Genomic DNA, 25,248 nt, shown 5'->3' with positions numbered 1-25,248 from the left:
GCACGACCATCGAGAAAGCATTGCGCCATGAGCATCGTGCACGAAATCAGGCGGCGAGCGCTGCCGAAAAGCTGTAAAGGACACGCCCGACCATGAGAAACGCCAACAATCCCGTTCGCTGGGTGGCGACGTGCTTCTATCGTACCGAAAAGGGTGTGATTGATGTTGACCACGGCTTTGAAGAACTGGGCGAGCTAAAGGAACTTGTCGAGCGAGGTCCCGATTGGCACACGCTCGACCGCATTGAAATTCGGCTCAGAGAAAACAACACTCCCGAGCTGACGATTGAGCAGTCGGAAAAACTGTAAGAAAGGCCCGTCACCTCACAGCATCCCGTCAGCCGGGAACCCCCGCCCTGATTCCTCCGTTTGCTTCTCAAGCGGGTGACGCGCAGGACTGGCCGGGCGACCGGCGCGGGTCGCTGGACCGGGGAAGTCCGCCCCTCCTCCGCCTGACCGACTTCGCGGTGCATGCGCACGGTGCTCTCGCCCGTTGCGAACGCCGGGACGCGAACGCCTTCCTGGTTGTGCAGCGCGTCCCGGCGTTCGCATTCGTGCCGCGCATCACGCGCAAGCCCGCGCACGAGCAAGTCGATAACGCGTTCCAGCCCGTCGACGAGATCGTCGCAAAGCTCGGCGGTTTCCATCAGATCGACTTTGAGGGCGACGATCACTTGCTCCGGCTCGCGCGGCTGCGCGTGAGCGCAATCGACGGCAGTTCGAGCCCGAGCATGATCGGGCCCGAGAACAGGAACAGGCACGCTCCCATCACGTCAGGGCTCGACCAGTGCGCCTCGCGCCGCCCGCGGGTAACGCGCTGCGCGGATGCCGCGGTGCCCGGCTTGCGAGCAGCTTTGCGGGGCAGCGCCTAGCCGAACGCTCCTCGTGACCAGCGGGGAGGGTCCCATGTTCCTGCCGTCAATCTCCAAGAGATCGGAAGAATAGGTTGCGTGTCCTTCTGTCCGCCCACAGGGCGCGCAAATCCGGCCGGCCCTGGTCGTCCAGCGTCCATCCTCCGAGTCGATGATGGTGCTTCGCGACGGCCTAGGCTACGTCACGAACCGGGCTTCAGGGCTTTCCCGCCCTTGGACGGGATTAGAGCGCGCCACGACCTTGTGCACCATAACGTCGGGCGGGTGATCACGCACGTTCCGCGCGACGCCAAGCTGCGGGTTTGCAGCCGGGCTCTGGCGCATAGACGATCTCGGGGATCGGCGCGTCGCAGCCTAACACGAACGGGAGCGCATCAGGCTTTACCATCGTTCGCACGCTTGCCAGCCGGCGCGTTTTCCGCAGGCTGGACCACAGACTGAAGCCGGAAGCACGTCGCGCGCTTACCGGGTCCCAATTCTTCAATTGATCGTTCGAGTAGAGCAGCAACGAATTGAGGCTTCTTACGGATGTCCCGCAGGAAGTCTTTGGTTGATTTCCACCCGATGTGCGCCATCACGTCGCGAAAGCTGACATGTTCGTGAGCGTTCTCACAAAGCTGCGTCTCAATATAGCGAAACGCCTCACCGGCCTTACCTCCCAAGGCTTGTTTGAATGGCTGCCAATCTACAATGCGCGCACCTGGGAATATTATCGGGAGCTCGCCGCGGATTCCCGATTGAGGGCTTGCTATGATGTAAGCAGACGTTGGTGCACACTCGCCGCCGACGCTCTTGCGGACGGCGGCCCGGCATAGAGCCTGTAGGATGAGATGACGATGTTCACCCCTCATGACGTCATTCACAACAGCCTTAGAAATTGACCCGGTCGAAGACGGGCGATCGCTAGCGAGCCTTGCAAGAGCCTCGTTAAAAGAGGGCCTACGAAATAAAGTGCCGGCCAAAATGACGTTTGTTACCTCGACGTACTGGTTCGTTGCGTCATGCGCACCCCAATGGATGAAGTCCACCATCCCGCTGCAATCAGCGATCAACGCGCGCAATTCATCTTCAAAATCCATATTGATGCCAGTGCGGTGATGCACAATTAGCCACCTCTGATCTGACTTCGATCTGATGGCAGCGGCTATACCCTCTAGCAGCGCACGCCCGCGTTCTCGAAACGCGGTCTTCCCTCCGCTAACAGCCCAATGATGGATCGTCAGCTTGCTATATCTCTTTGGCGCAGGAGGGAGCCTCCGTACGCCGCCACGCGCTTCCCAAAGCTCATAGGCGGTGCGGACACGGCCAGACGCATCAAGAACAAGGACTGGTGCTATGTCGCGCGGCAGCGTGCGCTTGAAATCTAGTATCGCGTTGCCCCACCGTCCTTCACGGCGGACCGTGACCTCCTTGCCGAACAGGTCGAAGAGCGTTTCCACGGCCTGTCTCAAGTCGGGTTGATTGGTTACCAGCCTGAGAACTTCGTTTTGCTCAATGTCACGCTCGGTCGCTAGCTGAAGCTTGACCACCTCTCCGTCCTTCACGTCTCTTAACCGGAGAAATAGCTCCTCGAGGTCTTCGGCAAGGTCGGGAAAATCGCCGCGAAGCGGTTTGAGCAGGGCTGCAAACCCATCACGCGAAATAGTCAACGGTCTCCCGGGCAACAACGCCTCGTCCCATACACGAACTTGTCGTGGCTCACCGTTGAACCAGAAATCGCTAACAGTCGGGAATCGCCTGCGACTGGAGCGCGTCTCGATCATGGCGTGCGTCGTGAAGAGCACGCGCGCATCTCTGGCTGGCTGACGACCAAGCCCATTGAGACCCTCGTCGGCCGTCAAGATCCCGAAATCGGCGACAGCCAGACCAGCATGCTGAAGAAAGGCGAGTATCTGCTCTTTGCGCTCAATGCATATCAGTACGCCGATATCCTCGTGCTTCGTTGAGGCCAACAAGGCCTTCAGAAAGTAAATGACCGTTGAAGTCTTCCCCATCCCGGGATCGAGACTCGATAGATAGATCGCCTTCGAGCAAACGCCGTCGCTCATCTCAGCCATTATTTTGGCTATTGCCCTGAGTGCCCGCCACGTCTGCGGGCTGGGTTCATGTCCCTGTTGAGCAAAGCACTCTCGTAAGTCACCTAGGGTTCGGTCGACGATCAACCTGCGGCTCCACACCAAGAAAGGGGGGTAGAACCCTTAGAGTTATTATACGGAGCTTCCCCCCTTTTTTGTTTGTGACGGTTGCCGCGTCGTCTTGTTCGCGCGTTTGAGGCGTGCACCATTGCTGACTTTCATTGGCTTTTCTTTCGAGCGGCGGCGATTAGCCGGCCGCTGCAGAACCGATCCAGAATGCCGGGGCCTGACGGCCCGGCATGGGTGCCAGACTTGAACTTTCGGTGAAGGCATGGATGCTGGGTTCGGCGCCGCCGCGAAGCGGTCGGCCGCCTATAACAAATGATCCGCTGCGGCCGCAAGTAGCCTAACGCTTGAAGGGCTGCCTCGCCTCGGCAGGCTCCGCACGGAGCATGTGTTCGCCAGCGTCTCGAAACTAAACCAAGAAATCAGCGACGTGAAAAACACTCATATTTTGGGGGGCCGCGCGCCGCAGTACGCAGACGTCCCCGGAAGGACCCAGACGTGCGGGGGGCGTCGGACCGTAGACAGGGCGTAGAACGAGCTAGGGCGAGGCGGGAGGCATGGTCCTAGCTTGGGCAAGGGGGTGGGTGGGGACGCCTTGGTATAGCGGGCGTCTCCGATCAAATTCCAACGGGTTGTATTGTATGGCATCCGCCCCCGGTTGTATGGGTGACGTGCCGCTGGCGGGGTTCCGCCCGCCTGACCGAGCAGCGTTGCCTTCCCTTCAGGGGCAAGGGCAAGGGGTGGGTATTGTTCTATGGCGACGTGAGGCACGATCATCCTCGATCTGCGGCCGCTTGGGCGGATCGCTGCTGTGCTGTGGATTGTTCAGCCCCGGCTCAAATCGCCAGGATCTTTCGCGAATACAAAAGGGGGGGCTTCCCGGCTCAGTACCGCGCCAGCTCAAGGACGCGGAACGCCTGCAATGAGGTTGCCCGTCCCAAGGCTTGGCACTTGACCCGAGCCCCGATCGTGGCCGTCTGGTATCCACCGGCCCGCAAAGCGGAGACGTGAAGCAGGACGCGGCGTCCGTCGTCGGCTCTCCAACCGTAGCCGTTCGGAAAGTCGAACGCCTCGACCACGCCAGCGACCTCGATCACCTCTTGCAGGTCGGGCGCGTCCGTCGTCTTGCCCATCGAGTTGCCCACGCACATGATCATTTGCGCTTCCAGTCCGTTGCGATCTCAAGTCCGTCGGGGTCGAAGTATCGAGGCACCTCGTTCGGCGCCGTCGGGCAGAGCGCGCAAGGATACTCGACCACCCGCGTTCCTTTCGGATCGCTGGAATGGCGAGACGCCTCTACCGAAGCGCCGCAGCAGGGGCAGCCCATCGAGACGGTTGAGACGCCATGCTGCATCATGAGGGGATTGCCCGGCCTGACGCGCGGCCCTTGGCAGTCTCCACGCCATAGTTCAGGCGCTCCTCGATCACCGGCCCGTGCATCATCCCGTTGACCGTGATCACCGGGACGCCCGCCTTGCGAGCTGTTCGAACCATTCCGTCCCTCTGCCGCCAGGGAAGGCGACGACGAGCTGCGGGTTGCACTGATCCAGCATGAGATTGTTGCGGATCGGCCCAGCGCTTCGTCCGTGCTTGTTCCAATCGGCCGGCACGGTGACGAGGCTGACGTTCTCCTGCGTATAGCTCCAGGCTCGCGCCAAGGCGTCGGCGCCGCTCGCGCCCCCAATGTAAGGTGCCCGCCGCAAACGAGATGCAGGTAGGACAGGGCAAGCTCAACCACGTCCCGTTCGTCATAGGCACGACCGCCGGTCACGATCACTCGCATGAGGCACCTCTTACTGCCGTTGTAAATTTCGTCATCCATCCAGAAAGTCAGCCGGGCGTTCGCTCTACGGTTTCGTTTAGAGAGCGCTTGCCGGACCCTGGCGATCTGGATGAACGGCTGCCCTCCCGTAACAACAGGAGGGCTCGCCAATTCGATTAGTCTTGCGGCTGCTTCATCTGCGCCGCGAATTCTGCAATCACGCGGCCGACAAACGGGATGGATCGACCCAGCGCCCGGCGCCAACGAAGGCGCGCGCACTCGATCAGCGGCCGAAGACGGTCGCGCAAAAAATCTTTCATGACGGCAGCTCCGGTTAGTAGCCGCGCAGGACGGCGGCGATCTCTTTCCCGACGCGGGCGATAATTAGCGCCTGCGAGGCGTAGAAGGCGGTGGCGCTCTCGTCCTTCACCAGCTCGTTCGCGATGCCGGGGCCGAACTTCTTTCTGATCGGCATCCGCTTTTTCCGGTCCGATGGAAAGCGTGCCCCTTGCGCTTGGCAGAGATCGCGCCGGGCCTCGGTCGTGTTGGTTGCGCGCCCCCGACCGTGGCGGCGACGCCCTGCGCGATCTGTTTCGCGCAGAAGGCGTTCAGCAATAGAGGCTTGCCGGTGCCAACGATCGCGGTTTCATAGGCCCCGCCCATTGCTGGCGGCATGAACCGCGTTTCGAAATTTGAGCCAAGCGTATTGCTTGCGGCGAACGCCGCTCAGGCAGACAAGGTCTGCTTCTGAACCAAATGGGCATTCTCCAATATCCGCTTCGCCGAGAAAGCGGACAAGCTCACCGCCTCGAATGCGATGGCAGAGGGCGATCGTATTGTCCGCTCACCATTCCTGAGCGGTTTTTTCTGGGGCCGCAAAGATTGATTTTCAAGAGAGGTGATAAGGTCTGCACGGGAAGGCAGAGCCTCCGAGATAGTCAATGAACACCGACACTTTGACATTCACGTGCATTTATTGCGGACGGCAAAAGCCCGAGGCGGAGCGGTCGCTCGAGCACATCTGGCCGGAAGGGCTGGCGGGGCAGTTCACACCGGATTTCTTCAAGACCCGGAAGGCGTGCGGCACGTGCAACAACCTCCTGGGGCAGTTCGTGGACGGCGAGTTTCAGCGGAGCTTTGTTCACGTCAGTCGAGGAAAGCGGCGCTGCGTTGGCGTTCCTTGATACGACCAAGGCGATTGCGTTGCCGCTCGTGTACGTTGGGACGCTGGCGGACGAGCCGCCCGGCGGCGAGGTTTGCGAGAGTTGGCTTGGCCCGCGCGGCGAGCGCGTCTATTTCCTCCACGAAAAAGATCGCTCCGACTTTGCTTCCTATGCCGGCGGCGATCCGATCAAGCGCAACACAGCCGACGGCGGACGCGTCTACATGAGCTTTTCAAAGCCCAACGCGTACTGGATTCACACCGCGGTCGCGTCCGCGCGCGAGAAGTTCCGGCGCGCGGAGTTCCGGCTGCTAACAGTCGTCAACGATCCCGTGCTTCTTGCCCTGTGTTCGCCGGAGAGTGATCAATCCGCGAAGGACAGAGCCTTTCTCGACGCCCACTGGCGCGCGAAGACCAATCACGTGCGCCAGACGATGCTGCTCGATCACGGGGCGCGGTTCCAATGCAAGCTGGCGCTCGGGTTCGGCAGCGCCTTGTTTGGCGCGGCGTTTCAGGAAACAGACTATGAGCCGCTCCTGCGCAAAGCGCTGTGGGAACGCGACCCGAGAAAGAGGGCAGATATTCCGATCCTCGGCACGCCGGTCGTGCCAGGGATCCGTGCCGGCGACGAACAACTGCTCGGATATCCGGGCGCGTATACTTTCGCGTTTGTGCGATCGGGTGACGTGGCCATCGTGATGGTCTATTCGCCGAGCACACGCTCGTTTCCGACCGTTGTGGCCCCCAAGGCCGGAGGCCTTGCAAGCCGCCTCCTCGAGCAATTCGGTGACGGATTTGTCGTTTTGCTTGTTCCGGGCCTGCATACGCATTTCGGTCCGATCCATCTTACGCCCTATGTCCTCCACAAACATGGCGGGCCGCAGCTCGCTGAGCTCGTGGAACTGGAATCGAAGCGCAGGACAATCGATCAACTGGAAGCAGAGGTCGCGCGCTGGCATGTGCCGCAGAACGAGCCGCCGATGCCGGGAGCAGCCTAAGCGGCAGAGGATTTCAGAAACAGGCGGGGATCGTCGAGAGTCGGGTCTTCCGATGCCCAGTCCATGCAGCTGATAAGACAAAGCCTCGCGAACTGCTCGGCGAGGCCCATCGCTCCGCTCCAGTCATGGCCGAGTTCTTCGTTGGAACCGTGAAGCGTGCGGCTGCGCCCGTCCCCGTAGATTGTCTCGATGGCCGCTTTCATGGTCGGTCCGTCGCGGCGGATCGGCTTCTCGTCAGTGAGGCCGATGCGAGCGGTGATTAATTTTCTAATGCCTGTCGATTTGCCGCCAAGGGCTAGGGCATCCATAGAAGCGGAGAACTTGACGATGCCCATGAGGCTGACCGTCTCGCGGCACCCCTCGTGAAACCATAGCAGCGACTGCGCCAATGTGTTCATCAGCTTGGGGCGGGAAACCTGGCCTGTCGGACTGAGGAGATAGTCGATCATTTCGCCGGCAACGGCGAAATGATCGCGGTGGTCCTCCAGCAGCTTTTCCCATTCGCCGGGTTTGAGCCACGGTCCATCCGGCATGTGCGAGAGGTATGAGCCGGAGAGCACGTGATTTTTGGGAACGAACGTCAACGTCTTCAGACTACGCACGGAGCGATCGAATAAGAGATTGAATCCGCTCAGCGCCTTCGACGGCGTCTGCCAAAGCAAGGCGATGGCGGCGAGGGAAAGGCGCGCGGCGGTCCGGGCCTTTTCCTTGGCCGCCTCATCGCCAAATCCGGTCGTGACGACGCTGCACACGAAAGGACTTGAGCCAATGGCACCAAGGATGTCCTTCTCTCGCAGGCTTTCTCTCGATACCTTGCGCTTGGCGATGCGCTCGCCCTGCCAGACGCGGCCGATGCGCCGGGCCGTGACTTTCGAGATATAACTGGCCTCAGCCTGTCGCGCGAGCCACACGACACGTGTCTCGAAACGGACAGGACCCACGGCAAACGCAGCGATGTTCTTGTCGCTGAATAGCGTGCAGCCGAAAGCGTGCTCTCTGGAAACCTGGCGCGATTGATCCTTTGAGAGGGTTTCTCTCACTGCCTGCAGTACGACCTGAGCATTCTCGGCCGGCTTGTCATCCAGATCGATGGTGGCCAGGGCAGGCCCGAACGCACGGCGAACGGCCGCGCGCCACTCCGCGAGCGTGTAGCGGGATTTAAGCTTTGGATCGTTGTCCATCAGCCGCCGCGCCACTTCGGCGATGGCGTCGTCGATCTTCTTCGATACTACGAGGCTGCCGCCATCTCCGGCGGCGATCATGCGCGGAAGGCCGAATTCGTGGTCGTCGCTGCGGCGCGCGACGGGCACGGCCTGCAGCCTAGTCAGTTCGACGACGATGTCGGCGACGATGGTCTTAATTGGCTTCATGTGCATTGTTCACATCGCCAACAACGGCGGCGATTCGTTAAGGCCCAACGGTAGTGGCGACTCGATTCTCAACTCTGTGTGCCTCAGCAACACCGGCCTGCACCAGACGGGCGAGCACTTCGTCCATTTGGCTCCGCAAGGGATGGAAGGAGGAGCAAAGTTCTACGTCAGCGTTGAAGATTTCCTCCAACCATTTTGCCAGCCGAGCGCCAAGCCCACCATCGACCCAAAGTGCTGTGTTGGTCGGCTGTCGCCGCAGCCAGGTCGAGGCGCTTGATATCAGGAACGATGCGTGCTCTTGCCGCGGCGATACGTCGAGCAGGTTCATGGTCAGAAGCGCAGTGAACGGCACCGAACCCTCCTCGATCAGGCGTGTAAGACCGGGAAGAAACGGAGCGACCCGATCGGTTCCTTTGGGCAGCAAGTAGCAAGACGCACCATTAAACGCCGCGTACTCATTGAAGAAAAGTGCGGCGATGGCCGGACCAATGTGGGATTCGACGGAAAGCTCGGTCCGGTCGCGCTCGCGTCGCCAGCCAGAAGTCTTCACCAGCCGATCGGCCACCAAGGTGCGCAGGCTGAGGGCGACATCTAGGTCGAGACCGGCATCGTTGAAGTGAGCCGTATCGATGGCGCGTATGAGTTCATCACTAAGATCAAAGAACGCTTCATCGGGAACAGTGATCGCCTGCGTCACATACTCGACCGCTTTCACTGGCTCCATGTGTGGGAGCGCGCGGCCCAAGAGCCGGAAAAAGACTGTGTTCCACTCGTCGGTCCGGCCATCGAGTTCAACGTGCAGGTCAAGGCCGGCGCCATTCGCCGCCGCCGTCCACTGCGCATAAGCGTCGACGAAACTGAGAATCCGCTTCAGGTCGACGGGATCGTCGCCGCGTGACAGCTGGCGAACCCACAAGGCGGCGGCCTGAGACCGGAGTTGCTCAACGGGCCGCGGCGGCGGAGTCGGCAGCTCATCATGCTCATCGCCACCACCAATGCGCACGCCGTGGCGGATGGCAATCATCGGAGCAGGAAACGCGGGCCAGCTTGGCTCTGGCGCGCTACCGTTCAGCCAAGCGAGCTCGGCGGCGATTGCACGTGCCACCCGCGTCCGGTGCTCGGCGCGTTTGGCTTCCTTCTTCTCATCCGTATCGTCCCAGTCGTGTGTTGGTTGAATCTGAGCAGCAAGGGCGCAGCGCAGGAGCGAGGGCAAGAGGCGCGGATCGATGTCGCGAATGACTGCGAAGCCCGCCCCGAAGCCCTGGGCGGCCTCCGGCCCGTCGCGACCCGCCAGCTCGAAGAGCGTGTCGCGATCGGTGTCGCGACGGCGTCGTCGCAAAAGATGAACAAGGCCTAGCGTGGCGATTGCAACCGGATTGAAGCGAATGCCGTCGCTCAGATAGGCGCCGAATGCGTCATGCCTGTCAGTAAGGGCCTGCGTGAATACGGCGCGGGCCCATGTCTCGTGCTGGTCGAACGTGGCATCGGGGCCATCGCGAATCAAGATCATTGCCGCCGATACGATCGCATTTGTGCGGGAGTGGAGGACATCCTCCGAGGTATCAGTGGCTGTCTCCTGCCGCTGCGCATAGGCGACTGCCTGCTCGGCAAGCCCTGGGTTCGATCGCGCACTTTCCTCAAGAGCGTTCTGAATGGCCGCATCGATTCCGAAGTCCAACGTTCGCGGAGCCTGTTTGGCTTGCAGCGCGGTGATGTGTTGCGCCTCGTCTGGCGGCGAGACATAGGCGTAACCACCTTCTCGCGGATGCCAATTCGCCGGATCGATTAGGTTGAGCGCGTAACGTGCCATGAGCCTCGGTTCGGCAAAGGTATCGGTCTGCAATGGCGGTCCGAGACGTGTCGTCGCTTCGGCAAGCAAAGTGTGAAGCGTGATTCGGTCCGCGCTCGTGTCAAAGGCAAGCAGTCCCAGAAGGGATTCCAGCGCAAACCTGCGCGACGCCCGTTTCTTGAGGTCGGCAAGCTGGACCGGCCCTGTTGGCTCCTTCGGTCCGGTTAGGCCCCATACGCCGAGGTCCACTGCCGGCATGGCATCATGGACCTGACGGCTGCGATCGAGCGACAAGAGGTCAGGCGAGCCGAGAAACGGCAGCGCTTCGGTCTTAGTCTTCGGCCAATGGGAGATCATGACATCGACCGCGACAAGGAGAAAGGCAGCCGACGAGCCCTCCAGGCCAAGTATGTCGGTGATGACCTGCTCGGGGGCATCACCGCGTTCGATGCGCACATGGGACCATGCCTCCAGCGCAAGCAGCGCACACTCGACCGCGTAAGCGCCGTCAGCTTGACGCGACCAGAAGTAGGAGCGCTGCCACGGGAAGCTGCGCGTTCCTGTGGGAAGTGCGAGCGTGAAGCTGTCGTCATTCGGGTCGCGTCCGTTCGTACGCGCAGTGATGGCATGCCCGACGAGGCGCCGGATCAGAGTGAGCCCCTGCTCGGGCGCAGCATTGAGCAGGTCGAGAAACGGTCCTTGTCCGGGCGAACTCGGCAGGAAGTTGCTGTCGGCGTACGAAAATGTTTCATCACGGTTTCCCGTCACGCGTCGACGGCGCTTATCGTTTCTCGGGATCAGACCGGCAAGCGTCAGCTCCACAAGCTCGGCCGGTGCCGCCTGCGCGAGCGTGCCGCGAAATCGCATGATCTCGCGGATCGTTTGATCGGGATTTCGGCGCGAGAGCAGTTTGCGCAGATAGCCTTTGGCCCGCTCAGGCACACGGGAGGCCGTCAGCAGAAACGCCTGGCGGGCGTCTGTGCCCAACCGATGAAGTTCGTGATATCTGAAGGCGTCTTGAAATCTCAGTCGATCGGCCGCCAGCGGAGAATGCTCCTGGGCGTCCTCGATCTCCTCGAGCCAGTCAGCAAGGGCGCCTGCGATATGCGGCGAGATCGGAGCCAGAACGAACGTCGAGGCGGAGAAGCTCTGGAACAGCTCCACGACATCTGGCAATGCGCGCAGGGGGAGATCGGCGCGCCGCGCGACCAGCCATTGGACCAGGTTGGCCCAGGAGCCGTTTGCCGGGCCGAACATCCCTGCTGGAATTGATGCGGTGTGGGCGCCCAAGCTGGCTAGCATCTCAGCAAGGGGCCGGGATTCGACCGCAATCGCTGTGCGGATTAGCTCGCGGAGAAGAGTGCCGTTATTCTCAAATAGCGCTTCGGCCGCGCGATCTAGCAGCGCGAGTGCAAGCTCGGAACGCAGGATAGCCAAGAGAGGCCAGCGTCTCCATGAGGCATGTGCACCGGAGGGGCTCAGTCGGCTCACATAGTCAATCCATGCTCGACCATCCTCAGACCGCTCAAGCGCGAAACGGGCGCCGAGCTCAATGCCCCGCGCTAGTGATGGCGGCACCGGACAGTTCAGAGGAAGCTGAACGATCTTGCTCGGATCGTCATGGAGGCGCGCCGCAACGCCCCAATCCCGCAACACGTCGTGGCGAAATGCTATGTGATCGAGGCCGAGCTCGCGGAGCGTACCGCTGGCGATGAGTGCATCGATAGCCGAGGATGTGGTGGTGAGGTGGTCGCTGCCGGCAAGAATCGCGTCGGTGAGAGACGCGATGAGGCGCGCCCGCTCGCGACGTCCGTCAGGAGGTCCGTCGGCGGTCGTCCACCACCGTTCGAGCAGGTCGACCTCAGATCGAAGCTGACGAGCAGACCCTTCAATCTCGACAAGCCGCGACAAGCGAAACAGGTTGCGTGCCATCGCGCGAGCAGGATGATCATCGGCCAGCAGGGCGCGCAAGCCTGGTGCGGCCGCCTTGAGCTCTTCAACCTCCTCAACGCCAAGCTCATCGACGAGGATGGGGGGCGTGCGTCCAAGCTTGGCCAGGACGTCGCCTGGGAGCCAGTTCGGCTCGTCCTTGTCGAAGTCGGTTCGTGCCGTAACGATGACCTGGAAATTCGGGACGGAGACCGCGGCCCGTACTAAGTCGATCACCGTTGCGCGCTTGTCGGCATTGGCAAAGAAATCGAGGCTGTCGATGAACAGAACGGCGCCACCGTCACTGGCAAGTTCGGAAAGAAACGCTTCGGGTCCGACCGCGATCTCCAATGCAGTTTTGAAGGCAACCCATCCCCCTGGGATCGTACGTTCCGGCGAAAGTACGATGGCGCGACCTTCGCTCAGCACCTGGTCGACAAGGAGGCCCAGGAGGCCTGATTTACCGACTCCTGAGCCGCCGCGAATCTCAATATAGCGAGCCCGGTCGCGTGCTTCTCGCACGGCATCGAGCTGAGCCGTGCGGGCCAAAGTCGCTCCAGCGATGCTGCCTCGAAGGTCGGCCGCGGCCAGCGTTGCGGCTTCGGCGAGGGTATCAAGCACAGCCCGATTCTCGAGTAAGCCGAGCAGTCGGAAGCTGTCGACGACGGTGATCTCGTCGAGGAGGCGCACCCGATCGAGATCGCCGCCCGCGGCGGCAACTCGGATCGCCGTCTCGGTCAGCACTTTCCAGAAGGCGCTGGCGCGTGGCCCATCGGCCGGATCGAGCAGGTTTCGGGCACGCTCAAGCGCCAATTCGACGGATTGCGAGCCTGGCACATCGTAGTCGAACGTGAGGATGTGGAAGCGGCGCAGCAGCTGCCATACCGTTTCGTCGTCGTGCGGGCATCCCGCGGCCTCAAGGTGCGTCCGGACGGTCTCGACGAAGGTCCGCATGTCCACGTTGCCGACATTCTTGCGGTTGATCCTCGCGAAGAAGATGGAGGGCGAGTCGATCTGGCGCGCCCACCGCAAGACATCCTGATAGGGACCGGTGATCTTGAAGGAGGTCCGTTCGGTCGCTACGGCAAACTGGTGACGTTCATTGGAGAGGTCGAGCGTTGGGAATGCCTTTGCGAGCTGCTCGACGACGCTCTTGAACACAGCGTCGCCAGGCGCGAATGTTATCGTTCGCTTGACCTGCACCTCAAGCACGACCGGCTCGCCGGCGCGGGTCGCGCCGCGGATGATAACATCATCGAGCGGATGCCCTTCGCCTGCGCGCTGCAGCTCGACCCGCTCGATCATGGCGCCGGGAAGCCCCCGCGGTTCGGCTTCCGCAAGCAGGGTCAGCAGGTAGTGCGCACCAACCTGGCCCTCGAAGAGGGCGCCAGCCGGGCCCGTCGATGACGGACTGGCGCCTATCGAGGATGCTGCAGGCTCGCTCGGTGTCATTTCCCGCCCCCAAAGCGTCACTGTGCGTGAGCGCCCAATTCCGTATTGCATTGGGTCAGAAAACGCCATCCACTAGAGCGTATGGTCTGGTCAAGAGCCTTTATGCCTGTAGAAATTTCGCAGCGTAACTTGTCCACCTGAGAATTCGCCATCCATTGCGCGCGTCTACGAAAGACGCAGTCTAGGTGTCCACAGATTGTACAGCGATATTCTTGTGGTGCTCGAGTGTGGACGCTCATCCTTCGGCAGCGGACGTCGATAGGTACTCGTCGGGGGCGGTGCGTCTAGCGTTTCGGATGTCGGCTTTTGGGACGAACCCGCCTAGGCGGCAACGTCTGCGACGGGCCAGTAGCAGACATTCACCGTTGCGCGCGCGGTCGTAGCCCCGTCTGCTTCGTCCCAATTGCAGACATTTGCAATCAGTCACCCGAGATCCAGCGCTTACGCTCGGTCATGTCCGCTTGTTGGCGAGGTCCGTTGTTCCTAGTGATCGCCGTCGGCAACCTGTGGCCTCTAGCGGACGATGTTCCATGAGTGCGCGCTGTCCCAAACCAAACTGAGCCGTATGGCAGGGCCTGAACTTGCGATCCAGCTGCACACGATCGTGTGCAAGCTGCCCAGACTGCGGGAAGGCTCCAGGAGCTGAGCGACGCATCCGCGAACCCCCAGGCTATCCGCCGGGCGATGGCGCGGCCGTACTTCCGGCCGTGACCTTCACGCCGATCGTTCCACCGATAGCTGTTCGGTCAGAAGGGGCAAAGACTATGTAAAACGACCTGTGGACAGCAACCGCTCCTAGATGGGGGCATCACAGAAAGTTCTGTGCATTTGTGCATCCAATGGATACGCTTTCGCAAAAAAACACGCCAAGGATTCCGGGCTGCGCATTCGGGTTGATCGAGTGCTCCGCGAGCAGTTCGCCGAGGCGTGTCGCGCTGCCGATAGACCTGCGGCGCAGGTATTACGCGAGTTCATGCGTCGGTATATTGAGGCGCAGGGGACGGCCGGAAAAAACCGGCAGACAGCGGAAGAAATCCGCAACAGCTTGATCATAAATTTTTTTTGTTTGATGGTGTTCGAAAGGACAGAATACTGAAGGTAATTTATGCGCGCGGGGGTCGTTGAGGAGATCGTAGACACTGACCATCAGCTCTGCAGGCGGCTGCGGGAGCTCAGGAAGGTCGTCTCTGCCGTCAAAAAGTCAGCGATGACACCCTTGCAGGCATGCGAAGCGATTATCGCCGGACGCAGCACGGATCCAGTTGTCCGGAGCTTCTTTTCCGGTCTTCCCTCTGAGGAAAAGCACTACTGGATATCCAGCCTCTACGCTCTTCTCATGCCCAAGGAGCGTCGGCGCCGTCTGGCTACGTACTTCACCCCCCCGTATCTGGCGCAATACGTGATCGACATCATGGTCGAGGCGGGCCTTCGACCTGGCACTCACCATATCCATGACCCCGCCTCCGGCGGCGCGGCGTTTCTTGTGCCGCTGGCGGCGCGGATCGCCAACGCATCAAGGACGAAGGGCGCGAGCGCAAAGCAAACGATAGCTGCCATCGAAACGACGCTGTCGGGCGTGGAGATCGAGCCTCGGCTCGCGCGCCTGTCGGAGCTTCTCATGGCAGACGCGCTCAAGTCCGAGTTGGGAGCACGGGCTCAGCCGCTGTCGGTCTCGATTTCAAGAGGAAACGCGCTCAAGCAGCCCGCGCCTGCCGATCTGTACGACGCGGTGGTCGCCAACCCGCCGTACGGCCGCGTATTCAGGCCCTCGAAGAAGACGCTGTCGCAGTTCGCCGCGGTTATCAGCGAGAGCTACGTCAATCTCTATTCCCTCTTTATTGAACTTGCCATCCGCAACACCCGCCCCGGCGGCCTGATCTGTCTGATCATCCCGATCTCCTTTGTCGGGGGCTCATATTTCGCGGCTCTGCGCGAGCACATCCTCAAGACGACGCATGTCTTGCGGCTGGATCTGATCGACAAGCGAAGCGATGTGTTTCTGGACGTCCTGTACGACGTCGGAATCCTGCTTCTCCACAAGAAGGGCTCACCGCAAGCGGTCGAGCCGGCCCGCTGTTCGCTTCTGACGGTGGATCAAAAATCAGTCGACATGGGCGTCCTTGACCTCCCCGCGAACCCGAGCAATCGCATCTGGGCTTTGCCTGACGGAACGGACACGGGCGATTTTTTCCGCGACGGCTTCGCGACTTTGAGCGACTATGGCTACATCACAAAGACGGGGTACTTCGTCTGGAACCGGGAGCAAGACCGTTATCGCGTCGGAAATAAGCCAAAGCGGCACGAGGTTCCCCTTTACTGGGCTCACAACGTTCGAGCCAACGCAGTGTGTGAACCCGGACACGAGCAACCCTCGAACGGCAAGGTCGGATTTGTAAACGTCGCAGGCACCAAGACCGCCGTGGTCGGAAGCGATGCGATCATACTCCAGCGCACCACCAATCGCCGCCAGAAGCGAAGACTCATCGGCGGGCTCGTACGCAAGTCACGCGTTCCCGGCGGGCGCGGGTTCGTCTCCGAGAACCACACCGTGCTCATCCTGCCCGACCCGAAGGCGAAGCAATCCGTGCCGATCGCCATACTATGCCGATTGCTCAATACCGCCGCTGTTGACGCGCGTTTCCGGCGCATATCCGGCACGGTGAGTGTTTCCACAAAGGCGCTACGAGATTTGCCGCTGCCCACCGCAGAGCAGGTGCGGGAGCTGTTCCAGAAAACTACGGATGACGAACGCAATGCCGAACTTGCTTATGAACGATCGGAAATCGGCAAGAAGGGTCGGGCCAAATGACCCTTGCCGCCAGATCGGAGAATGCCGCTCTTAGCACCGGAGCGGCCGCCCTCCTCGAGCGAACTCCCGCGCTGCGCCGCAAAGTGGGTTCGGACGGACCGGAGTTGCTTGCGGCCGGGGCGCGAGAGGTCATCTCCGTGCTCGAACGCGTCATCTCGACCGGAAAGAGCGAAGGTGTCTTGCTTTGGCCGAACCGTCTTGACGGCGTGGCCATCTTCCACGCTCTGGCAGCTTTGAATCGACTCGAGAACGCCGACGCAAGGGGGTTTGCCTCGCTGTATTTCCCGTGGAGCCAGAACGTCGGAGCGACGCAGCGAACAATGCTGACCGATCGGGATGTCCTCGTGCGGAGCGGCATGCTTCCTTTGCAGCGGGTCTATTTGAACAGAAACGATCGCTCGTATCCCTATCTGATGGCGCTTCACAGCCTCAAGCATATCGGGACCGGTGGAAAGAGCGACAAACGAACGAAGCGGGCGCTCGAGCGCGATCCGCTCCTCATTCATCCCTCGCTTTTTGAGATTACCCCGCAGCTAGGCATCATCGCGGAAGAGCCGAAGGGCTATCAGGAACAGTTCCTGCGGCGGCTCCGGCGTCATACTTGGATCGGGGAGTGTTCTGATCATCTCGAGGCGGTCTCAGATCCCCTGAAAGCCCCGTTCTTCATGTTCGGCGTACATTCCGACGCCGTGCGAATAGCATTGTGGCGCCAGGCGGGCCTCGATCCGAAGCAAGGTGGAAGGCGGCCCGATGTCATTCTTCTGGACCTGACGCGCCGGGCCCGCAACAGGCTGGGCAGCGATGGATGGCGGCAGCGCGTCGCTAAGTTCTGCGCCACGGCGGGAGACCTTTATGGCGATATCGCTCCTCCCATACTGGCTCTGACTGACGACGCTTTCGTGCTCCAGACGCTGCGGTGGGAAACGCTCAAGCGTTACGACGTTCGCCGGGGCGCGAGCCCGGATAACAAATCGCCAGCAGGGGCGCTGGTGGTTCTTACGCCAAGCACAGATCTTCTCTCAACAGCTGCGATTGAGCCGGGAACCGTTCCCGAGATTGTCGTGGAGGCTTATGGCGGAGAGATCCTGAGCTTTTCGGACTTCGGCCTCAAGCTGCGTCGTCGCTTAATGGATGCCGGAGACGATGAGCTCGCAAGCGCTGTCACGGACGGCATGCATGCAGTGCAGAACCTCATCGGCCTGCCCGGCTATCCGCGACAGCTCATGGATTTCGCAGAAGCGAATTACGAGCGTTTTGAATGTCAGGCCATCCTTGCGCGCTATGATCGTCTGGCGCCGCGGGGCAAGATTAAGGCGGCGCTGCAGCAAGGCCTTGCCGGCGCGAACCAGAACGCTTTGGCGGAATTCCTGGCCGCACTCGATAAGCTGTTCGCGGCGGCCGAGTCGAACAACCCTGGGTGCGAATTGTTCGACAAATGCCTGCTGCGGGCAGCCCGCTCCGAAGAACGAACGCTCATCGTCTTCTCTAGCGAACTTCTCAGGGGGTTCGCCGAGTGGCGCATCGAGGAAGATTCCTCGCTGGCTGAGATACAAAATCATCTTGATTCCAAAATTCTGCTCGTCGACCGGCGTGAGGCTGTCGAGGTTCTTGAAACGGCGGGGGACAAGGAAATCGATCGCATCGTTTTCATGGAGCCCGGCGCCGACGACTTGCTCAGTATGCTCACCCTGTCCAGGCTCCCCAAGGCGCTTTTGGTATTGGCTCACCTGGCGCGGGTCGAGAGCACGTTGCGCCGAACGCGTGTTCTGCTGCAGCTGGATGGAATTGAAAAGGTGCGCTCAAGATTAGAGGCTGCCGCGTCCGAGCTTGAACGGGTGCTTGCGGGGAAGAAAATAGACCTGCCGGACCTTGATGCAGCGCCGCCATTGCCCCGCCTCGGAACTCTGGATCTTACAGCGATCGGAGCGCCCGGATCAGGTCGCACACGTATCCTGTCGACGTCGGGAGGGTTCAAGATCCGCGCTTTCGACGGGTCGGAGTTTGCGCGTTACGACCCGGATGCGCTTCAGGTATTTTCCCGCTGCGCTGCGTCCGATCTCAGGCAGGGCGACCAGATCTGCGTGTTCACACCCGACTTCGTCGAGTCGGCGCGAGAAAAGCTGCATCTGGCAGCGAAAGCGTCCGATATCCTGCTTCTTTATCACCGCGACGTCGCCGACGCGGCTTCCCGGCTGCCGGGGGTGGACTTGGCCGGGAAGGCGCAAGCCCTAAGAGACCGGATACTCGCGATCGACCCGGCCCTTCAGTTGCCGGGGCTGCAATCGATACGGAGCTGGATAGAAGTTACGGACCTGCTCAAAGTTGCGCGAGAGACGGTCAGGCCCCAGGCACCCCGCGTGAGGCGGCACTTTGTCTGCATGATGAAGGCTCTTGGGATCAGCGATGACGTCGCAAGGCACTATTGGGATCTCGGGATTTTCTGGACGCGGTCGATGCGCATTCGCAACGGCGCAGCATTCCATCAAGTGTTTATGGGAATCCTGATCGACCCTCATGGGACTGCAAGTTGTCTCCCTGCGGACCGAAAAAAAGAGATCTGGCAGATTTACGAGACAGCCGAAAACCACGTCCTAACGGTAACGGCGAACGAGCGGGAGGTAGGCAGAACATGAAGGTGATCGATTACAGGTCGCCGCCTCCTGCCCTGCGGCCGTATTTTGACGACACAAAGGAAGCGTTCACGGATGCGCTCCTCAATCTGGTCCGTCAGCGGATCAGCGGAACCGGTGAAGAGGGTAGGTTTGTCTACGGCGCCAAACCGTCGCTGCGTTTTGTATCGGGATTCTTGCTGCCTAGATATTCCGAGGCCGGCATCGATGAAACGTCCGATATCCACATCTGCACTCACGGCATCGACTGCCAGATCGGCGCAACGGGCGCGGCTCCTTCGGTCGTGACGCTGAGCTTTTCGATATATGTGCGCGCGCTGCCAAGCTGGGCGGAGATCACTGCCGCCTCCAACGAGCTGTTCCCTAATCCGCCTCTAAAAAAGGATGTCGAATCCCATATACGCGACGAGATGAAGCCGCGCCTCAAGAGCGCGATGGATGCCGAAGGGACGAAGCCGGAGAATGAACGCAAGCACCGAAGGGATGTTCAACAACTGATCTACCGCGAACTCCTGGCACAGTACGGGGTCGAGATCTCCACGGATGCCTGGGTCGCAGATGAAGAGCAGGAAGGCGAGGAAAAGGACGCCGTTGAGGAAAGCCCCGCAGCCTCGGAAGAGCCCACGGAAGAACGCCTGATCGCCAATCGCGGCCGGTATAAATACAAGACCGATTCAGCCGCTCAGGAGATCGACGTCCCGCAGAAATGGTGGCGATTGCCGATCGTCGCCGAGCCGTTGCAGATCGATGTGTCGAGCAAGGAGAAATTCGCGGCGGCAGTCGGCGAATGGGTGGCCAAGCTTAGAGCCTCCGTCCGGAAAACCGTCGCGGCATGGATCGACTCGCAGGAAGGAGCAGATTGGGCTTACCGGCGAGCAACCATCAAGCCGAGCGACTTTCGCAATGAGGCGGCGTGGAACGCCTTCCTAACCGAGCAGCGCAAAACCAAACCGCCCGTCGACGAGCTTGCTCCGAACATGAACGGCTTATCATTGCTTGTGCAGGTTGAGCCTGACCTTCGGGATCAAACGCGGCGCAACCTTCGTTTGATGGTCGAAAACAACAACGAGGCGGTCGGTAAAAGGCAGCGGCATCGCTACGAGCATGCCATTCACCAGGTCGCGCTGGAGCTTGATCTACCGACCGCAATCCATCGCCGGCTGAAGCTTGACCGCGTAGAGCCCTCCTACCGGTTCCGCGATTTCCTGACCTATCCCGCGATCGGTATCAATTGCGGCGTAAGCGAATCCCAGTCGGGAAACCGCACGAAATTGATGACCACGTGGATGCCAAGGTACAATCAGCCGCGACTGGTTCCTTCTTCGATTGCCGGCGTGTCAATGGAGTTTGACGCGCTGGCGGCCGAGCACTTTGATCCTTCGGTTCTTCGCAAGATCGTCAAGTCATACAGGGACTGGATAGCGAACGAAAAGGTGACACTCGATCCGGCACGCGGGTCGGAGAGCGCGGAAGAAGCCGACCGAGAGACCGAGAAATTTCGCGACGATCTGGCAAGCTACGGGCGCGAGGCCAACCGTATCGAACTGGGCATCGGCTTGCTGGAGCACTCATTCAAAAGTTTTACGTCAGACCCCGATTCAAACGAAGCCGCCCCCTATAAAGCGTGGCGCTTCCTCAACAGGACCTTCGGCGATGAGGGGGCGCGGCGCGGAATCAAGGGATGGCGTCTTTTCCAGCTGACCTTTGTGCTTGCGCACGTCCCCACCATCAGCTCGCGCATGCATGAGTACGCGAAAGCGCCCTGGTTTGATCCGGACTTCGACGAGGAGACGGCCACGCTACTTTATTTTCCCACAGGCGGCGGCAAATCGGAGGCCTTCTTCGGGCTGCTCGTCTTCAATCTGTTCCTTGACAGGTTGCGGGGCAAGAATCTGGGCGTAACAGCTCTGGTTCGTTATCCGCTGCGGCTCCTTACGCTCCAGCAGGCTCAGCGACTTCTATCCATCGTGGTGCGCGCGGAATTCGTGCGCCGCGCCGCAAAGCTCGCAGGATCGCCGTTCGAGATCGGGTTTTGGGTCGGAAGCGGAAATACGCCGAACAGACCGGATGATGACAGACTGGAGCCCGTCCCTGACAGGGCTGACGGAAAGCACAAGAACGATGACAGACTTGGGCTTGACTATGAGTCGGTCAACGAGAGCTTCAACAAGATTCCTAAATGTCCGGTTTGCGATCAGGCAACAGGTCTGCGCCGCATCACGACCGGCGGCGAGCCGGAGATCGGCATTTTCTGTTTTAACGAAAAGTGCGAATGGAACACCAAGACCGACTCCAGCCAGCTCCCGCTTCTTATCATCGACCGCGACATCTACCGGCACGCACCCTCGATCCTGCTGGGCGTTATCGACAAGCTCGCGTTGATCGGGCAGCATCCTGCAACGATCAATCGCGTCATGGCCATGTTCGGGTTTGCGCGTTGGAGAGAGCGCGCGACGGGCCGGTTGGTTGTTCCGTCCCGCAAGATGTTGAAGGAAGGAGCGGCCGCAAACAGCTGTGAAGAGCTGGCGCCGGCGTACAAGAACGGCGCAGAGATATTCCACGACCCGTTCCCGTCTTTGATCATCCAGGACGAAGCGCACTTGCTTGAGGAAAGCCTCGGGACATTTGCCGGCCTCTTCGAGACGATGCTGGAGCAGCTATTCAAGAGAGCTGCCGACCTTCTGGGTACGAGGGTAGCCCGCAGCCCCTTCGGTCAGAAGCCGCCAAGGCTGGCCAAAGTCGTGGCAGCGACGGCGACGGTCAGTGTGCCTCAGCAGCAGTTTGGCGCGCTCTACCAGCGCCGGCACATGCACTTCCCCTACCCGGGGCCATCGATTTACCGATCGTTTTACGCCGTGCCCGCGACCGCAGTTAACCCCGGCAGGGCGAACCTCGGCGGGAATACCGCCAAGGCGCCGGAAATCGAGGCGCCCTGGATGCGCGTCTATGCGTCCATAATGACGAACGGCAAAAACCACACCGTCACGACGGTCAACGTTTTGTCCGCGTACCACCTGGCTATCAGCGAACTTTGGTCGGCCATTCAGGACCCCGCCACGAGACAATCCGCCGTCGACAAACTCATAGCTTCACTGACGCAGGCGACGCCCCTACTTGGCATGCATACCCGCGCCCTGTCCGAGTGCGCGAAGGATCCCGACGCCCTTGCCAGCTTGCTCGATTTATTCCGCATATCGTTGACATACGTGACCAACAAGAAGGGCGGTGATCAGGTCATCGACGCCTTCCGCGAAGAGGTCGCGAAATTCCACAAGCGATACGGCCAGCCGCTTTCCCAGTTCCACGACGACCTTATTTCCGGCGGCGTCGATGTTGCGCAGATTCAGTCCATCATGCGCAAGGCGGAGGGCGGATATGGTGCCGGCGACGACCTGCCGGAGCTCGATCAAAGCCTTCGAAACATCGTCGCGACGTCAGCGATCTCTCATGGCGTGGACGTCGACAAGTTCAACGCCATGTTCTTTGCAGGCATGCCCAGCGACATCGCGGAATTCATCCAGGCCTCATCGCGCGTGGGCCGTACGCATGTGGGCTTTTGCTTGTTGATACCGACGCCACACGCCCGCCGCGACAGGTACATCGTTGAGACACACGACGTATTCAATCGCTTCCTCGAACGAATGATCGCCCCCCCTGCAATTACGCGATGGGCGGCGAGCGCGCACGATCGCGTGTTAACGAGCCTGTTCCAGGCATGGCTTAGCGGCTGGGCGGAGCAAAAGCTTTTCATCGACGAACCCGCCGATCAGAAGTCGCGCGCGCCGGTTTTTGAGACTGTGAGCGATGTTAGCAAACTGGTCACTTCGCTCCTTCCCGGGGCAGCGAAGGACTTTATGGATTTTGCAGTAGCGGCTATCGGCGTTGATGGGCGCGGTTCCGCACATCTCGGCGCCGCACCTCATGCGGAATACTACGGCGGCAGCATTCGCGATCTGGCCAAGAGGTTGACGGACGAATTCCGGACGCAGTACGGCACAACGCGGCTCAGCGACTTTTGGGAGAATTCTCCGGTCGGGCAGAAGCCCATGACGTCACTGCGGGATATCGACGAGGCGGGCCGTTTTATTCCCGCGCTTGGATTCGGACGGGGGCCGCGCGGCGCGGACGACAGGGAACTTGTAAAGCACGCACTGAAGGTCGTGAGGCGCCAATCAGGACGGGTCAGCGAATTGGACGACGAAGAAGGGGAAGGCTGAGCCGTGCACAGGTCCAGAACACAGATTGCAACTGCCTACGCGCCGGGGGCACTGTTTACTTATGAAGGAGGAATGGGCTGCTGCGTCTCCGTTCCGCTGTCCGCACCCGCCGTTTTGCCGTCCGCAGCCGTGCAAAAGCAGCTGTTCGACCATTTGCAGGACTTTGTCGAAAGCTGGTTCGACCGGGCCATGCGCTCGCGCGCGGCGCCTGCCGTACTCCCCCAACAGTGCGTCGATGGCGCCTTCCTCAATCACAAGAACGAACCCGTGGCCGATCCCGGTCAGTTCGTTCTTTGCCAGCCAAGCCGAATCGGATTCGTCCCCGATCCCCTTGTATTCGTCTGCAGCGACTGCGGGCTTTTGCAGGAATTTGACGGGACGCAGGATCTCAAGCAAAACTGGGCAAAAACCGAAAAGCGTGAGGACTGTCCGTCCACTTCGCCCAAACGGCACAACTGGCGGCAGGTCGATGTCATCTTTGCCCACTGGTCCGGTAATTACAGCGGCCTGAGCCCTTACCGCTACGTGATGGCCCCGGACGGCCGCGTGGACAAGCTGCGGAAATGCCAGAACTGCAATCACGACGAATACAAGCTCATCACCAAAGGGTCGCCGTTCTTTAGCGACTGGCGCTTCCAGTGCGCGAAGTGCCTGTCGGCAAAGGAACTCGTACAGGCGGACCGTGAAACGCTCGAGCTTCTGAAGCCGCGCATGGACCGGGGCGAAGGCAACCTCCCTAAAGAATGGAACATGTTGCCGGTCTCGTACCGCGCGTCTTCCGTGTTCTACGCCCAGAAAGACAGCTTCATCCTGTTCCGCGATGCGGACGTCATCGCCTTGCTGGCTGCCGCGCGGCGCGAAGACCTCATTGCCCGACTGATGAAGATCTACAATTTTCCAGGGACAGCACTCGACCATCAAGAAGTGATCAGGCAGCTAAGAAAGAACGGCCGACAAGCCGAGTGCCGCGAATACGAGGCGCTTGTGCAAATTCTCAATCTCATTCCCGACGCGTTGAAACCCGATCAGGAGAGTTCGCTCGCTGAAAAGCGCGCGAAATATGAGGTCGCGGGCTTGGTCGCAAGACAGCATCGGGAGTCGACCGCTCTGCGGGCGCAAGTGGAGGCCAATCAGGATTGGGCGCGCCGGTATAATCCAATACGGCTCGGCATAGAGCACGCATCGCTTCGCAGCGAACAGGTCGAAAGACAGGGCTCTGATCCCACTCTCCCCGCAATATCCGTCACGAACCCCGACGTATGCGACATCGACAAGAACGATGCGGCCGCGCGAAGCGCCTACAGCGCTGCCGTCGACCAGAGACTCTTGCAGACCGGGCTTGATGAATTGGTGCTCCTTCGCGGCCTTGAGATATGCGAATTCAGCTTCGGCTATACGCGGGTGAGCTCAACACCGGTAACGGAAGTCAAGGAACGCCAGATGCCCGTAAGACTTCGGGCGTTCACTCACGCAGAAAGGAACAAGCGGCCGATCTACCTCCTCCAGCAGAAGAACGAAGGGTTCTATTTGAAGCTCAATGAGGCGCGCGTTATCCGTTGGCTGCAGGCGAACGGGATAAACGACCAATTGCCTCCCCGGGACGGTATGCAGCTAGGAGGATTGCTGATCGAGCAGTACGAGGATTTCGGTCGCTTCCTTGAGCAGTACCGCGAAAGGACAGCGGACAGTCGCGCGCTAAGAACAATTCCGAGCTATGTGTACATGCTGCTCCATACGATGGCTCATCACTTCGCCCATGCCGTTGTGGAGTTCTCGGGCCTCGATCACGGATCTATCGGCGAGTATGTTTTCCCGGCTGACCTGTCCTTCCTTGTCTATCGGAAGGGCATGACGCCCGATCTCGGAAATCTATCGGCGATGTGGCGCAACCACGGCCAGACAGTCCTCGATCGCTTACTGTGGGATCGCGCGCTGAAGTGCGACGGCGGGTCACTCTGCGATCAACGCGGCGGCGCCTGTCCGGCGTGCATTATGGCGCCGGACGTCTCTTGTATTGCATCCAACAACCTGCTTAGCCGCGCTGCCCTGAACGGCGGCGAACCGCCGAGCTGGGACATCGATCGTTCCCGACTGACAGGCTTTTTCAGAATTCCGTGA

At 60.5% G+C, this 25,248-nt stretch carries 15 protein-coding genes; 8 read left to right on the top strand and 7 right to left on the bottom strand.

Annotation, left to right across the window (positions count from 1 at the left end; all coding sequences use genetic code 11):
- Positions 1–92 precede the first annotated feature (92 nt).
- Positions 93–308 carry a hypothetical protein gene (locus ACTIFK_RS08375; RefSeq protein WP_439542606.1) on the top strand — a complete coding sequence of 72 codons (216 nt, stop codon included), beginning with the start codon at positions 93–95 and terminating at the stop codon, positions 306–308.
- A gap of 158 nt (positions 309–466) precedes the next feature.
- Positions 467–871, top strand: coding sequence for a hypothetical protein (locus ACTIFK_RS08370; RefSeq protein WP_439542605.1), 405 nt, complete (start codon positions 467–469; stop codon positions 869–871).
- Between the two features lie 374 nt (positions 872–1,245).
- Here ACTIFK_RS08370 and ACTIFK_RS08365 read toward each other — a convergent pair whose 3' ends face one another.
- From ACTIFK_RS08365 to ACTIFK_RS08345, 5 genes are all read right to left on the bottom strand, one after another.
- Positions 1,246–2,919, bottom strand: coding sequence for a hypothetical protein (locus ACTIFK_RS08365; RefSeq protein ID WP_439542604.1), 1,674 nt, complete (start codon positions 2,917–2,919; stop codon positions 1,246–1,248).
- Positions 2,920–3,896: 977 nt separating this feature from the next.
- Positions 3,897–4,169, bottom strand: coding sequence for a hypothetical protein (locus tag ACTIFK_RS08360; protein WP_439542603.1), 273 nt, complete (start codon positions 4,167–4,169; stop codon positions 3,897–3,899).
- Between the two features lie 196 nt (positions 4,170–4,365).
- Positions 4,366–4,506: a hypothetical protein gene (locus tag ACTIFK_RS08355; protein ID WP_439542602.1), complete on the bottom strand. Its 141-nt coding sequence runs from the start codon at positions 4,504–4,506 to the stop codon at positions 4,366–4,368.
- 444 nt (positions 4,507–4,950) lie between these two features.
- Positions 4,951–5,094, bottom strand: coding sequence for a hypothetical protein (locus tag ACTIFK_RS08350; RefSeq protein ID WP_439542601.1), 144 nt, complete (start codon positions 5,092–5,094; stop codon positions 4,951–4,953).
- Positions 5,095–5,108: 14 nt separating this feature from the next.
- The gene (locus tag ACTIFK_RS08345; protein ID WP_439542600.1) at positions 5,109–5,249 is read right to left on the bottom strand and encodes a hypothetical protein; all 141 of its coding nucleotides are present in this window, start codon (positions 5,247–5,249) and stop codon (positions 5,109–5,111) included.
- Between the two features lie 466 nt (positions 5,250–5,715).
- Between ACTIFK_RS08345 and ACTIFK_RS08340 the strand changes: the two genes are divergently transcribed.
- Both ACTIFK_RS08340 and ACTIFK_RS08335 read left to right on the top strand, forming a co-directional pair.
- Positions 5,716–5,958: an HNH endonuclease gene (locus tag ACTIFK_RS08340; protein ID WP_439542599.1), complete on the top strand. Its 243-nt coding sequence runs from the start codon at positions 5,716–5,718 to the stop codon at positions 5,956–5,958.
- Entirely contained in the window at positions 5,945–6,934 is a 990-nt protein-coding gene (locus tag ACTIFK_RS08335) for a hypothetical protein (RefSeq protein ID WP_439542598.1), read from the top strand. Before ACTIFK_RS08340 ends, ACTIFK_RS08335 begins: the two co-directional genes overlap by 14 nt.
- On the opposite strand, the gene ACTIFK_RS08330 is transcribed toward ACTIFK_RS08335, so the two are convergent.
- Together ACTIFK_RS08330 and ACTIFK_RS08325 are read right to left on the bottom strand one after the other, a co-directional pair.
- The gene (locus ACTIFK_RS08330) at positions 6,931–8,304 is read right to left on the bottom strand and encodes a hypothetical protein (protein ID WP_439542597.1); all 1,374 of its coding nucleotides are present in this window, start codon (positions 8,302–8,304) and stop codon (positions 6,931–6,933) included. The two genes, ACTIFK_RS08335 and ACTIFK_RS08330, sit on opposite strands and share 4 nt — an antisense overlap.
- A gap of 37 nt (positions 8,305–8,341) precedes the next feature.
- Positions 8,342–13,327 carry a hypothetical protein gene (locus tag ACTIFK_RS08325; protein ID WP_439542596.1) on the bottom strand — a complete coding sequence of 1,662 codons (4,986 nt, stop codon included), beginning with the start codon at positions 13,325–13,327 and terminating at the stop codon, positions 8,342–8,344.
- A gap of 1,354 nt (positions 13,328–14,681) precedes the next feature.
- Here ACTIFK_RS08325 and ACTIFK_RS08320 point away from each other — a divergent pair.
- The 4 genes from ACTIFK_RS08320 to ACTIFK_RS08305 all read left to right on the top strand — a co-directional run bounded on the left by ACTIFK_RS08320 (position 14,682) and on the right by ACTIFK_RS08305 (position 25,248).
- A complete protein-coding gene (locus ACTIFK_RS08320; protein ID WP_439542595.1) occupies positions 14,682–16,283 on the top strand; it encodes an Eco57I restriction-modification methylase domain-containing protein in 1,602 nt (533 codons plus the stop codon).
- A complete protein-coding gene (locus ACTIFK_RS08315) occupies positions 16,280–18,916 on the top strand; it encodes a hypothetical protein (protein WP_439542594.1) in 2,637 nt (878 codons plus the stop codon). Before ACTIFK_RS08320 ends, ACTIFK_RS08315 begins: the two co-directional genes overlap by 4 nt.
- The gene (locus tag ACTIFK_RS08310) at positions 18,913–23,130 is read left to right on the top strand and encodes a DEAD/DEAH box helicase family protein (RefSeq protein ID WP_439542593.1); all 4,218 of its coding nucleotides are present in this window, start codon (positions 18,913–18,915) and stop codon (positions 23,128–23,130) included. Before ACTIFK_RS08315 ends, ACTIFK_RS08310 begins: the two co-directional genes overlap by 4 nt.
- Positions 23,131–23,202: 72 nt before the next feature.
- Positions 23,203–25,248 (top strand): hypothetical protein, encoded by a 2,046-nt coding sequence (locus ACTIFK_RS08305; RefSeq protein WP_439542592.1) that lies wholly within the window; start codon positions 23,203–23,205, stop codon positions 25,246–25,248.

The sequence above is a fragment of the Hyphomicrobium sp. genome (genome assembly GCF_051860585.1).
Lineage (GTDB): Bacteria > Pseudomonadota > Alphaproteobacteria > Rhizobiales > Hyphomicrobiaceae > Hyphomicrobium_C.
Note: the sequence above shows the minus strand (reverse complement) of the source record. Positions and strands in the feature narration are given on the sequence as shown.

Bases quoted from the DNA above. Each gene is read 5' to 3' on its own strand.
- ACTIFK_RS08355 (WP_439542602.1), bottom strand. From the start codon at position 4,506: ATGGTTCGAACAGCTCGCAAGGCGGGCGTCCCGGTGATCACGGTCAAC.
- ACTIFK_RS08305 (WP_439542592.1), top strand. From the start codon at position 23,203: ATGGGCTGCTGCGTCTCCGTTCCGCTGTCCGCACCCGCCGTTTTGCCG.
- ACTIFK_RS08350 (WP_439542601.1), bottom strand. From the start codon at position 5,094: ATGAAAGATTTTTTGCGCGACCGTCTTCGGCCGCTGATCGAGTGCGCG.
- ACTIFK_RS08320 (WP_439542595.1), top strand. From the start codon at position 14,682: ATGACACCCTTGCAGGCATGCGAAGCGATTATCGCCGGACGCAGCACG.
- ACTIFK_RS08330 (WP_439542597.1), bottom strand. From the start codon at position 8,304: ATGAAGCCAATTAAGACCATCGTCGCCGACATCGTCGTCGAACTGACT.
- ACTIFK_RS08360 (WP_439542603.1), bottom strand. From the start codon at position 4,169: ATGATCATGTGCGTGGGCAACTCGATGGGCAAGACGACGGACGCGCCC.
- ACTIFK_RS08310 (WP_439542593.1), top strand. From the start codon at position 18,913: ATGAAGGTGATCGATTACAGGTCGCCGCCTCCTGCCCTGCGGCCGTAT.
- ACTIFK_RS08365 (WP_439542604.1), bottom strand. From the start codon at position 2,919: ATGAGCGACGGCGTTTGCTCGAAGGCGATCTATCTATCGAGTCTCGAT.
- ACTIFK_RS08340 (WP_439542599.1), top strand. From the start codon at position 5,716: ATGAACACCGACACTTTGACATTCACGTGCATTTATTGCGGACGGCAA.
- ACTIFK_RS08325 (WP_439542596.1), bottom strand. From the start codon at position 13,327: ATGATCGAGCGGGTCGAGCTGCAGCGCGCAGGCGAAGGGCATCCGCTC.
- ACTIFK_RS08375 (WP_439542606.1), top strand. From the start codon at position 93: ATGAGAAACGCCAACAATCCCGTTCGCTGGGTGGCGACGTGCTTCTAT.
- ACTIFK_RS08345 (WP_439542600.1), bottom strand. From the start codon at position 5,249: ATGCCGATCAGAAAGAAGTTCGGCCCCGGCATCGCGAACGAGCTGGTG.
- ACTIFK_RS08315 (WP_439542594.1), top strand. From the start codon at position 16,280: ATGACCCTTGCCGCCAGATCGGAGAATGCCGCTCTTAGCACCGGAGCG.